General features: G+C 54.2%; 6 protein-coding genes. 2 read left to right on the top strand and 4 right to left on the bottom strand.

Features of this window, described 5'->3' with window-relative positions; all coding sequences use genetic code 11:
* Window positions 1-109 precede the first annotated feature (109 nt).
* The 4 genes from DQG23_RS38965 to DQG23_RS38950 form a co-directional block, all read right to left on the bottom strand.
* A complete protein-coding gene (locus DQG23_RS38965) occupies window positions 110-5533 on the bottom strand; it encodes an FIMAH domain-containing protein (protein ID WP_475114184.1) in 5424 nt (1807 codons plus the stop codon).
* 1331 nt (window positions 5534-6864) lie between these two features.
* Entirely contained in the window at window positions 6865-8577 is a 1713-nt protein-coding gene (locus tag DQG23_RS38960; protein ID WP_113036456.1) for an AraC family transcriptional regulator, read from the bottom strand.
* Window positions 8578-8740: 163 nt separating this feature from the next.
* Window positions 8741-9760: an ABC transporter substrate-binding protein gene (locus DQG23_RS38955; protein ID WP_158560928.1), complete on the bottom strand. Its 1020-nt coding sequence runs from the start codon at window positions 9758-9760 to the stop codon at window positions 8741-8743.
* A 590-nt stretch (window positions 9761-10350) separates the two neighbouring features.
* Window positions 10351-10806, bottom strand: a complete 456-nt coding sequence (locus DQG23_RS38950) for a hypothetical protein (RefSeq protein WP_113036454.1) — start codon at window positions 10804-10806, stop codon at window positions 10351-10353.
* A 193-nt stretch (window positions 10807-10999) separates the two neighbouring features.
* On the opposite strand from DQG23_RS38950, the gene DQG23_RS38945 reads away from it, so the two are divergent.
* A complete protein-coding gene (locus DQG23_RS38945; protein ID WP_113036453.1) occupies window positions 11000-11665 on the top strand; it encodes a GntR family transcriptional regulator in 666 nt (221 codons plus the stop codon).
* Between the two features lie 20 nt (window positions 11666-11685).
* Entirely contained in the window at window positions 11686-13377 is a 1692-nt protein-coding gene (gene ilvD / locus DQG23_RS38940; protein WP_113036452.1) for a dihydroxy-acid dehydratase, read from the top strand.
* Window positions 13378-13379 lie beyond the last annotated feature (2 nt).

The raw sequence follows: 13379 nt of genomic DNA, 5'->3' as shown, positions 1-13379 counted from the left end.
ACCCCTTAGATTCATCGGATTAACCTAGGGGGTTTTCCAATGTCTATTCTAAGGGGTGCACTTCAATGATCATCGGACGTTTTTTCCCCTGTAAAGCAGGCATAAATCGTTATTCCCACAGTTGCCGCAGAAACCCGATATCCGCTGTCAGAGCGGCTCTCGCCTGTGCGGAAATTTGACTCTGATGCGCCGTGTTGTTCATATGCTTCATGAAATCGTCCAAGCTTTTCAGCGCTTGCGTCTTCCGGCCGGCATCCCAATGATGGACGGCTTGCATCATATTGTTGCGAAGCTGCGAGGCAATGGCATGCCCCAGCTCCCCCGCCGCCAAGTAGGCGTCAATGAGCTGCGTGATGGAAGCCGGGCTTGTCGCCGCTTGAACGGTTACCGTTTCCTGTATCCGGTTGCCGGCATGATCCTCAACCCATATGCCGATCGTATGGGTACCCAATAAACCGGCCCAATTCAGCGGCATCCCTTCCTGATACGCTTGACCGTCGACTGTCATTCCTTGCGAAGCTACGCCGGATAGGCCATCGGTCGCTTGAAGAGTCAGTACGACCGGTCGGCTATCTTCTACAACAGCTCCATTCGACAATACTTCACCGCCTGCCAGCAGCGTGAATGCAGGGGCCGTCTTGTCGACGCCGATCTCAAGCANAGGGGCCGTCTTGTCGACGCCGATCTCAAGCATCTGCTCCGCCTCCGCGTTTCCGGCCCGGTCGACCGAATGGTACCGCAGCGTATATCGTCCTTCGCCGGCGGTGATCGGAGCGGCATATGGCACGGTCTCCTCGCCTTGCATTCCACCCTGGCCATATACGCTTTGCGTTACGGACCATCCGTAATGCGTCGACTCGATTCCGGAATGGGGATCGGCGGCGTTTAACGCAAGTTGAATATCCGAAACATACCAGTTCCCATTCCCCTTAACCCCTGTAACGATGGGAACGGTAACGGGAGGATCGTTATCCACTTTGACGACGATCGAACGCACGGGTTCCGTTCTCCCTTCCGCATCCTCGGAACGAAAAGACAACGTATGCTCGCCGCTAGTCTGAAAGACGATCGGAGCGGTATACAAATTCCAGTTCTGCCCGCCGTCCAGACTGTACGTTGTCGTCGCTGCGGACGAAGACGAGCTGCCATATACGCTCAACTGAACCGAAACGTCGCTTGTGTACCAGCCGTTATGCTGTTCCCCGGCAACGGAAGCCTCCGTTTGCAAAAGGAACGACTCGGACGGCAGAGGGATCACGAACGCCGCTCCTGCGGCAAAATCATAAATAAATCCTAAGCCGAGGTTTCCGCTGTCCGCATAAGAACGGATCGGCGTCATATCGCCTATATCGAGCCGGTAATCGCTGCCGCCGAGCGAGGATATGCCTTTAATCTCGTACGAAGCGTTACGGATGCCGTCATTGGCGATATAGAGCCATTTGCCTATAAGATCCTCCATCCGGATACCGGACAAATCCATCCGGACGTCGATATGATTGGCGAGGCTCAACGTCTTCGTAAAATCCGTTACCGTCCCTTCCAGCCTGCCCGGGGACATGTCCGGCGATGCTCCGATCGGGGCAATATAGGAACCGTCATTCACGTAGCCGTACACCTGCTTGCCGTCCTTCTCGGCATACATCCCAAAAAATCCTCTGAACTCGATTTTGTCGTCGATCGTGTACGTGATTTCCGGATTCATTGCGCTGACGATGTAGTCCGTTCTGCCGTTCGTCAACTCCACTTTTACCGCTTTGGCTTCCAAATCGCTCGCTACCGGTACCCCGTTCGCTTTAACGATCGCCGGGCTGATGTTCATGACGAAACGTTGTTCCTTGTACGGTTCGATGACCGATGCGAAGTTGCTCTCCAAATTCGTTCCCGTACGGTGAGCCAGCAAATAAGTCAGGCTTTCCGGATTGTTCGGTTTATTGGTAGGTGGCACGCCATCCGCCAGCGCGACGTCGTTCGTCTGTCCAAGCATCGTCAAGCGGAGATGAATATCCGCGGGCTCCTTCAGCACGTTATAGGTGTCCACCGCATCCCAATCCACGCTGAACTGACCGGACGGAGCCTCGTCCTTTCTTACATTTTTAAGATAATGGAACCCGCTTCCGGTATACCCCGTTCCGCTTACGCTATCGACCCGCTCGCCGTACGCAACGTTCGGACCCGCATAAGTTCCCGTCTGCTGGGCAACCAGCTCCAGTCCCTCAACTGCGGCGCTGCCTTCCGGTCCGTGAAAGCTGAAGTGATGATCCGTTCCGCCCTTCACCCGGAAGAAGTCGACGGCATACGAGTTTTCTTCATCCGCCTGGATCATCGCCGTCGTTCTTTTGTACAAACTTGTCTGCGGATAAACGCCCGGCGCTTCGACGTCGACCACTTGAACGATGCCGCTGTCGTCAAAATGCTTCGGCGTTCCGACCCACTGCGACGCCTGCTTCGACTTGTCGACGACGACGGTATTATGGCTGACGGTATTGTTTACCCATTGATGCCTGTGCATATCATTGCTGTCGGCAAATTCCGGGTAGCCGAGATCCGGAGCCAAATCAAGCCCGAACGCATGAAGGCCCAAATTCAGCGTATCCCGGTGTCCGTGACCGGAGCTTCTGCCGTAGTACATCCATACGTCGCGCAGCGTATTCGATTTTCCAGCAGCCTCATCGCGGTCCTGCACATCCTTGCTGTCCAGCAGAGACAGCTCCTTCACGCCCATTTTATAATTGGTCGCCGTCTCGCGCTTGCCGACGCCTTCGAAGCGAATCGTATGCTTGCCCGCGGCAAGCGGCAGGACGGCAATCGTCTCATGCTCGGAGCCCGATCCGTAAAAATCGAAGTCCTTCACGAAAACGCCGTCGATCAAAATCCGGTAAATCCCGTACGAAGCCGATTTGAACGGCATCATCGAAATTTCGTACTGATCCGTCTTTGGCGCATCGAATTCGAAGCTGATGAAGCCTCCTGGCGCGTTAGCCTCCAATTGGAGCGTTCCCGTGTTTTCAAACAGCCGGTACGGGGTATGCTCGCCTGCGACCGTTAAAGCCGGGAATGCGTAGGTTTTGCCGAAAACGGTGAGCGGATGGATCCCATCGCGCAGCGCGGCGAAGCCGTAACCCGTCAGGTTGGCGCTGTCCAGCTTCAGCGGACCGTACTCCTCGATCGCTTCTCTGATCCGATCCGCGATAAGGTCCGGGGAGGCCGTAAACACATCGCTGTGAATGCCCTCGGTATGATTGTTATTCAAGAAATAAGCCAATTGGGCATAAACAGGCTTGCCATATACTTCGAAGGCTTTGACGGCGCTTTCTCTGCTTAGCAGATTGAGGCCCGGATTGCCCGTTTGTCCGGAATCGCCGATTTGCGCAATATAGTTGTCGCTTAGCATGAGCGGATAGATCCCGTCGTACATTTTTTGAAATTTCACATTTTCATACAAGTCGGCCTCAGGATAAATGTCGTTCCCCAGCAAAATATCCGCAACCAATTGATAATTTGCCAGCCACAATGCGTTGTAACCCGGCGCCGCTTCATTGCCGTTGCCGTCGCGGTCTACCGAACCGACCAACGATGCCATAATGTTGCCGCCCGTCACTTGCCATGTCGGAGTACTGACCAATCCTCCCGCCTGGAAGTTAAAATCCAGCCATTCCTTCGATTCGGGCAGCGTATCGTACACGATCGCGGCCATCGCCAGAGCGCTTTGATGCATCCCGTCGTTGCCGCGAATTTGCGCGCTGCGGATCGCAGGGAACACTTGCCTTACAATGCCGTCCTCGATATTTCGTCTGATTCCCGCAGCCGTACGCTTCAAAGGCCCCAGATCGTACGTTTCCGCCTTCGCCTGCAGGAAACCGGTGATTTCCGAATCGTCCATAGCCGGGAAAAACGCATCGTACGCGCTTACGAAGTCCCTGACAATCGTCGTTTCCCAGATGGAGCCAATCGCCTTGCCCTTGCCGGTTCCGCCGTTCGAGTTCAAATAAACCTTACTGTCATAAACCGATACATCCATTTGCGGATAAACGTCTGCGATGCGGTCAAGCAAAATCGTTCCCGCTCTGGCATACTTCGCTTCCCCCGTGTACAGGTAAGCGTTCTTTAGCGAATTCAGCGCATGCTGTATGTTGCCCTCCCGCTGTTCGCCATACCATAACCCCCAATGCACATAGTAGGCGATAAACGTATAGCGGTTCCCGTTCTCGTCCACCCAGCCGGTGCCGTCGTCCACTCCCCAATCCGGTCCTTTATCCGGATAGAGCTCGTTGACCAGAAGATCGCGATTTGCCAGCTCGGGTCTGAACACGCCGTTCGCGTCAAGGCCGCTCCGGTAATAAGCGCCGAAATCGTTAGTCGGATATCTGTAATATTCGCCGTCCGCATCCTTTGCGCTCGGATCGATCAGCTTCCACGGCTCATTGACCGGATCGATCAAATAAGGATAATTGCCGAAGGCGTTGATTTGCGTGCCGCTGACCGGACTTCCCTTGACCTGGTTAACCCCGTAGCTGCGCGGCAGCGTTTGCGGCGTTACCATGTTCCAGAGGAAATCGTATCCGAGCTCCACATACTTGTCCGCGGCGCTGACGGCGGAGGTTTTCAAACTTTTGGCCCATTCGAAGCTCTGCACGTTGCTTCTCGACGCCGCCACTTTCTCGGGCGTATAAAAGGTAGCTCTCGTCTTCTTATTGGTCACTTCGACGACTTGCACGGGCAGCGTCTTCGACAAGGTCGTTCCGTCCAGCGTCACGACAACCATGATGTCCGTAGCGCCGACCGCATACGCGGTTAATTTGGAAGTGCCGCTGTCGACGTCCGCAATAAGGCTGTCGCCGCTGGAATAGGAAATGTCCGCCTGCGACAAATCCGCGGCGCTGCCGTCAAGCAGCTTTCCCTGCACCGTCAGGTTTACCTTTTCTGTAACGAATAACGGTTCCTTATTGATCGCAACCGTTATTTCGGCAAGCGCATTTTTCACAACCTCCACCGGCACGATGACATGCTTCGTCACACCCGCCAGCGTAGCATCGACGCGCAAGTCCGCATGTCCGATCGTTCGCGCGCTCACCTTTGCGGGAGCGTCGAACGATGCGACTTCCGGATTGCTGCTCGTATACGTTATCGCTGCGCCGGTCAGATTCGCCTCCTGCCCGCTTGTCAGAAAGCCGCGAACGGCGAGCGTTTCCGTTCGTCCGGCCAAGATCGGCAAGTCGAGCTGAACCTCGATGCGGTCAAGAGCTCCTTCCGCAACTTGAATGTCCAGACCGGCCGTCTTAGTCGTGCCGTCGAGTTCTACCGTAACGTTGATGGCAGCCGAACCCGGTTGCTTGGCTGTGACCGTTCCGCTAGCGTCTACCGACGCTACAGCCTCATTGCTGCTTGCATAAGTAATGACAGCGTTGGCAAAATCCGCATCCGTGCGATTCGAAAGCTTGCCTTCCAGCAGTAAGGGAAGCGTTTCGTCCGCGACCAGCGTCGTTTTGGCAGCCGATAATGAAATCGATTTCAAAACAGGCGCTTCCGCGAACATTAGCTCGGAAGGATACATATCGTTGCCCCATTCGTCGCGCAGACCGGTCGCCTTAAACATGATCTTGTGCGTACCCGCGCTCAGCTGCAGCGTTCCAAGCGTCACCCACTGGCTGTATTGGCCTGCGGCTGCATAGAAGTTATAACCCGCAAGCTTTTCTCCGTCGAAAAACACGTCCGATTTCCCGCCGCCGGAAGACAAATAGCTTTTGAACTTGACTTCATATTTGCCCGATGCCGGAATATCGAATTGAAGCGTCAGCTTATCGTCTTTGACGAGCCCATTCATATGCAAACCGTAAGGCTGCGCCCGATATTTCGGAGTCGTCTCCGCCGTTACGATGCTCCAGCCTGGCTGCGAACCTTGCGTGCCTACTCCCAGCTTGTGAAAATCGAACGCGTACTCCGCCCCGAACTGGACCTGTTCGAACTGAAGCTCGGACGGATACATGTCATTGCCCCATCCGTCCCGCAGACCGGTCGCCGTAAACGTGATCTTATGGGTTCCTGCGCTTAATTGCAGCGTCCCGAGCGTCACCGATTGGCTGTACTGGCCCGCAGCAGCATAAAAGTTATAAACCGCAAGCTTGTTGCCGTCGATGGATACGTCCGATTTTCCGCCGCCGGAGGACAAGTAGCTTTTAAACTTGATATCATACTTTCCCGATTCCGGGATATCGAATTGCAGCGTCAGCTTGTCGTCTTTGACGGGCCCGTTCATATGCAGACCGTAAGGCTGCTCCCGGTATTTCGGAGCCGACTCCGCCGTCACGATGCTCCAGCCGGGCTGCGTCCCTTGCGTACCCACCCCCAGCTTGTGAAAATCGTAAAGATAAACGGTCGGTTCGTCCATCTGTGCCGGCGCCGGCTCTTCGGCGAATGCCGCAGGCATTCCTGAGAAAACCATGCTCCAAACGAGCAATGCAACGACTATTTTCGAAAACCAGCTTCTCCGGTGTCGTACCGATAACCTGTACGTTTGCAAAATTGTCCCTCCCGATTTAAAGTCTGCTATGTACTCCCTCATGCTTTCGTTCGCCCCTGCATGGCAGCGCTTTCAAATCAACCCGAAAATGTAGAACGGAACTGCAAGTTTCACCGCTTATTCATTTCCGTCACTCCTTCCCAGCGCTACGATTTTTTCCATTATAATTTCAAAGCCTCGCCGGTTATAGGACACAATTTTTTGAAAAGTGTACAAAATATTTATAAATCAATCGAGCTTAATTAACGGCGGCCCCCTTTGCCGAAAAAAGAAAACCGCTTGCAGGCAAGCGGCGAACAGAAATTTTTAGCGCACTTAGTCGTAATACGCGAGCCGTCTACGCTCTTTCAAATCCGCGAGGACAAAATATGCGGCAATACCGGAAGCAGCTGCCCGCGGGTCAGCGAATCGTCATAATTCCACTTGGCTTCAGTCATATGGATATTGCCGCTGCGGAAAGCGTGAAGGCTTTGCCATGCCGAAGTTTCCGTCAACTGCCGCGCCTCTCGCTTCGAACGCTCGTCTCCGGAGAAAAGCAGAAACAGGCGGTCGCCGTCATAACCCGGCAATTGTTCTGCCGTGATTTCCCGAAACCGTTCGCTGCCCTCAGCCAGCTTCGCCGCTCCTTCCGACGAACTGAAGCCTCGCGGATGATAAAGCGTAGCCGCCAACCCCCGATTGCCCATCACAAATAATTGCACGCCGATCTGCACTAGCACCGTTGCCGTTTCCCCGGTTCCGATGCGGCTGCGGAGCCGGTTCCACATCGAACTAGCCGCATCCTCGTGCCTGGCAATCCACTCGTCCGCCTCCCGCTCCGCACCAAGAAGCGCCGCGATAGCGCGAAGCCTTACCGTTACATCCTCCGTGCGCCTGAAGGAGACGACAGGAGCGGCTGCGGACTGAAAATGGGAGGCTGCAACGCCCTCCTTCTCCAGCAGGACAAGATCCGGTTGAAGCGCAGCGATCGTATCGGCATCGCCGCCGATTCCGACGTCCAAAATACCGGCTAGCTTATCGCGGTAGACGACTTGTCTGCCCATGACCGCAAGCTCCGCGCCGAGCGGCTTGACGCCCAGCGAAAGCACATCGCCCAGGATGCCGCCGCAGACGACCAGCCGGGACGGCTCGCCAGTCAAGCTCGAGCGGACGCGGGCTTGTTTAGCCGCCGGAAGGAGCGGCTGCCGGGATGCGGCGGTTTTGCCGGAGCGGGCGAAAGACTTCGGTGCGCATCCGAACATACGGCTGAACTTGCGATTGAAGTAATATTCGTCGCGGAAGCCGACGCTTTGGGCGATTTCCCGCAGCGGGTCGTCGGTAAGCAGGAGCAGCTCCTTCGCCCGGTTCAAGCGTATCGTATTGATGTAATCGAGCGGCCGCTTCCCGGTCAGACGTCGAAATAACTCGCTGAACTGCCAGCGCCCGACTCCGGCAATACTTGCCAGCTGTTCCACAGTCAAAGGCTCGGTGTAATGATCCCGCACGTAAGAAATCGCGCGCTTCACCGCTGCGGCCGCGTTGTCAAGCATATGGGAGCGCTGCTGGTTCTCCATCAGCAAAGCAAGCAGCTCCAGCAAAGCTGCCTGTTTGCGCAGCGCTGTCGGATCGTCATAGCCGTCAGCCGTTCTCGTTATCCGATCGACGACGGAGCAGAGTGCGGCAAACGGGTGTACGGCAATTTCTTGATGGTAGGGCAGCAAAGGAAACCCTCCAGCTATCGGACGGCTGTCTCCGAAACGAAACACAAAAAACTCGACAAGCCAGCCGGCCAAACGTCCGGTTGCGGAGCCGGAGCCGCTTTGGACGCTGAAGCGTCCGCCAGACCTAAGCTGAATTGCGGATCCTTTACTCAATGAAACGGAAGTTCCGTCGAGATCAATCGTTCCCGGCTCTTCCGTAAAAATGGCGATCGAACAAACGCAGTCGTCGGCTGTCGGTTCCGCAGCGTCAGACCGCCAAGGAGCGCCGCTGGCTCCCGGCTGCCAAAGGCCTTCACCGAACGGCTTGACGCTTTTTAGGAGGAACGTATGTGAAAGCATAAAGGCGCGATCATTATCCATGTCTCAGAGGCTCCTGTCGACGCTTTTTAATTGAGAATTGTTATCAGTAGTTTCAGTGTAACGAAAAGCAGGGAGCGTTTCAACAACGATTGTTGAAATGCTCCCTGCTTCTATTCTTCATTTGCGACGGCTTCGTATTCCGCAGACTATTGTCGCTTCACAGCTATTTTCCCATAATGCGGGGAAGCTCTTCGAGCAGTCTTTCCCTGGTAATCGGGTCGTCGAAGTTCCATTTCGATTCAAACACGTGCACTTGTCCGTTTTTGACAGCCGGGAGCGACTTCCAAAGAGCGCTGTCGAGCAACGCTTGCTTGGCAGCTACCGTTTCTTCGGCTTTGTTTGCGAGCAAGAATACCCAATCCCCGGTATATTCGGGCAGCACTTCGGCGGAGACGGTTATGAACCGCTTCGAATCGTCAATGATTCCTTTGATTTTGGGCGTCGGCTTAAATCCGAGCACATCGAATACGGTTACGGAAAGCCCGCGATTCCCCATGACATACAGCTGTTTTCCGAGCTGAAGCAAAACGGCGGCGGTGTCGTCCGGGCTTGTCTTCAGCCGTTCGAGCGTAACCTTCGCTTTCGCTTCGTAGCCGGCTATCCATTTTTCCGCCTCCTCCTTTTTGCCTGTCGCATCGGCAAGGAAGCGGAGCCGTTCATACATCGGAGCGGCGGAATCGTAAGAGACGGACGGGGCGATTTTGGCCAGCGCCTGCACCTTATCGTCATAGACGACACCGTCGAATAAAATCAGATCGGGTTCGAGCAAGGTGATCTTTTCCAGGTTGGCTTCGCCGCCGCCGATATCCTCGATGCCGCTCAGCAATTCGGGATAAACGATTTGGCTCGAGATGACGCTAAGCGTGGCGCCGACAGGCTTGACGCCAAGCGCGAACAAATCGCCGGGACTGCTGCCCACGTATACGATCCTTTTCGGCTGGGCCGGGATGTCGAACGTTCTTTTCGTGTAATCCGTTATCGAACGGGTTGGCGGCTTGGGCTCGCCCGTTTTGCCGGGATCCGGAGAACCGCCGCCGCCCGAAGTTGTTTGCGCTGCGGCTGCAGGACTGCCTCCTGCCGTATCGCCGGCCGGCGCATCGTTCGAGCATGCCGCTAATAAAGCGATGAACAGCGAGAGCGCTGCCGCGAACCCGATTGCGGAGATCATTTTGCGGATATTCATCATGTACCCCTCTTTCGCTTTATACAAGAAATTTGCCGCGACACTGAGAATCATTATCACAGCCTATCCATGATTATAGACGGTTTCGCCATACCGGCAATGGACAGAAAGCTGATTTTTTACTGGACAAAAGTAAAGCACAAAAAAACGGAACGCGGTGCTGCCGGATCCGTTGTAAGAAGCTTCCTTTTCAAAGCAAACTATTCTCTTCGATTGGTTTTTTAGGCGCTCGTACCATAACCGCATATGATCTAAGGTTTGCTGCCACACAAAATGCTATCAGTGAGGAAAAGTTTACTGTTCATAAGGCAAACCTCACTATCTCTCGCCGAAAACCCGTGCTCTGGAGAGCTAATGAGGCAAACGCAATTATTAGTGTGACAAACGAAATTGATAGTTTCGTTTGCCTCACTGACGGGCAAGAACGAGCATTTTACCGGTGAAATAGTGAGGACAGCCTCATTTCCGTTAGATTTGAGCAATGGCCGTTTCAAGCAGGATAACGGCCGTGGCTTCCGTTAGAAATCCCCCGCATGAGTCAGACGCACGAATGGTTATAGGCAATCTACAGGTTAAGACTTGGCGGTCTACTAGATCCAACTCATAAAATGCTTATAGGAAAACGCAACTTGGTTACGCTCCGCCCAATCCGCCAATTCCTTCATGCCCTTTTCATCGAGAAACCGAAAGCAAAGCTTGATCGGCACGATCCGCTTTCCGACAGGCTTGATGCCGATTATCGGATTGAAGTATCCCCTGACCATGATTTCCTTGATTTCGTCAGCTTTTATTTCCCTGCCGTTTACTACGAGCTGCCGTTCACCGATTCGAATGCGGGAAGCCGGCTTTAAAGCCCAATATAGCGTAACAGCCACAACGACGAAGCAGGGGATGAGTACGCCGATTTCAATCCATGTCAGGATTCCGGCTTGGTTCACTTTTAACATACGAAATATATGAATGCCGATAATGAGGCTTAATCCAGCGATCACTGGAACCCCGCGTGGATTGCGGATTTTATGAGTCGGGTTTTGACTGCTTATCAAGGTTGTGTCTCCTCCTTTTCCCAGCTCGATAATTCCATTATATGTGAAATGCACTCTCCTTTTCCATGACAATTTCCTTCACGGCTTCTTACAAGGAACAACTCGACGGTGTTAACAATAAATATCCGCTTGCAAACGGCATGCAGTATGCGATATATTGCATATAACAATAACGAAAAAAAGGATGTTGAACATGCCCGTTCCTCAAAATTTTTCCTCCCCCATCCGAATGTCTGCGAAAGAGCGGGCTTTGGCGCAAATTCAAAGATGGATCATCGAAGGTACCCTACTGCCTGGCGAGAAGTTAATCGACGCCGAGCTGGCGGAATCTTTGGCGGTGAGCAGGACGCCCATCCGCGAGGCTTTTCAGCTTCTTGAGGTGCAGGGCTTGGTTTCGATGCATCCCGGCAAAGAAACGAGAGTAACGAGCATCGAGAAAGACGATATTTTAAACATGTACCCGACGCTCGCCGCGCTTCACTCGTTGGCAGCCGAGTATTCGGCGCAGCTCATCGTACCCGAGCAAATCGAAATGCTGAAGGATCTGAACGCGCAGTTCGGCCAAGCGATCGAAAACGGGCAGCCCTATCAGGCGATGGAGCTCGACGAGCAGTTCCACAATCTTATTGTCGAGGTGTCCGACAACCCGTACATCGCTTCATTCAGCGCATCGCTGCAAATTCATATCAGAAGGTTTAAGTACGTTTTTCTTAAGCAGCCGATGGCCGCAACGCTAAACTCCGTGGAAGAACACGCCTCCATCATCTCGGCCTTGGAGGAGCGCAACAAGGAAGCCGCATCCGCCATGATGAAACAAAATTTGCTTAGACCGATGAAAGAGCTGCACGCATTAATCTAATAAGGAAGGGACCGATCGGGATGACTGAAAATAAGGACTTGAGAATTCGCAGCAAAGTAATCAGCGAGGGGGCGAACCGCGTCCCTAACCGGGCAATGCTTCGAGCCGTCGGCTTTAAGGACGAGGACTTCAAGAAACCGATGATCGGCGTAGCGAGCACATGGAGCGAGGTCACGCCCTGCAACATGCATATTGACCAATTAGCCGTCCAGGCCAAAAAGGGTATTCAGGAGCATGGCGGAGCGCCGCTTATTTTTAATACGATTACGGTTTCCGACGGCATTTCGATGGGCCATGAGGGCATGCTGTTCTCGCTGCCGAGCCGCGAAGCGATTGCGGACTCCATCGAAATCGTCACGAACGCCGAACGTTTTGACGCACTGGTCGCCGTAGGCGGCTGCGATAAAAACACACCCGCCTGCTTAATGGCCATCGGCCGGATGAATGTGCCGGCGGTTTACGTTTATGGCGGAACGATCCAGCCCGGAAATTTGGACGGCAGGAAAGTCGATATCGTCAGCGCCTTCGAGGCGGTCGGACAATATCATGACGGGAGAATGACGGAAGAAGAGCTCCATAAGGTGGAATGCAGCGCTTGTCCGGGTGCGGGATCGTGCGGAGGGATGTATACGGCCAACACGATGGCGTCCGCCGCCGAAGCGCTGGGGATAAGTCTGCCCGGCTCCTCCTCGACGCCCGCCATTTCTCCCGACAAAGCAGCGGAATGCGCGGAAGCGGGGAAAACGGTCATTGAGCTTCTGCGCAATGGCATTTACCCGCGCGATATTATGACGAAAAAAGCATTCGAAAATGCCATTACCGTCGTCATGGCGCTGGGTGGCTCGACCAACGCATTTTTGCATCTGCTCGCCATCGCCCACTCGGTTCAAGTCGACTTGACGCTGGATGATTTCGAGCGAATTCGCGTCAAGGTCCCCCATATTGCGGATCTTAAGCCAAGCGGCAAATATGTCATGCAAGACCTCAACGATATCGGCGGCGTTCCGGGCGTGATGAAGCTTCTGCTCGAGCAAGGGCTTCTCCATGGCGACTGTATGACCGTAACGGGAAAAACATTGGCGGAAAACCTGGCGGAAGCCGCTCCATTAAACGAAGATCAAGATATCATTCGGCCTTTGGACAGCCCCTTAAAGCCTACGGGACCGTTAGTTGTGTTAAGAGGAAATTTGGCTCCCGAAGGAGCCATCGCTAAAATGTCGGGGATGAAGCAACTGCGCTTTACCGGCCCTGCCCGTGTCTATGACAGTGAAGAATCGGCGACTCAAGCGATTTTGGAGGATCGGATCAAGGAAGGGGATGTGCTCGTCATCCGTTATTGCGGTCCCAAGGGCGGGCCCGGCATGCCCGAGATGCTTTCCGTAACGGCCTTGATCGTCGGTAAAGGGCTGGGCGGCAAAGTGGCGCTAATTACGGACGGAAGATTTTCAGGCGGTTCTCACGGCTTTGTCATCGGACATGTCGCGCCGGAAGCGCAAACGGGCGGTCCCATCGCGCTGCTGCAGGACGATGATATCGTCACGATCGACAGCGAAACACAGGAGATTTCATTCGAAGTCTCGCCAGAGGAGTTGGACAACCGCCGCAAAGCTTGGATCCGGCCGCAGCCGAAGTTTAAAACAGGCGTGCTTGCCAAATACGCAAGACTTGTGTCATCCGCTTCCAAAGGCGCCGTCACGGATTTATTCGAATAGCT

It is taken from the genome of Paenibacillus contaminans (genome assembly GCF_003285015.1).
Taxonomy (GTDB): Bacteria; Bacillota; Bacilli; order Paenibacillales; family NBRC-103111; genus Paenibacillus_V; species Paenibacillus_V contaminans.
The sequence above is the reverse complement of the archived record's forward strand: the minus strand, read 5'-3'. Positions and strand labels throughout refer to the sequence as shown.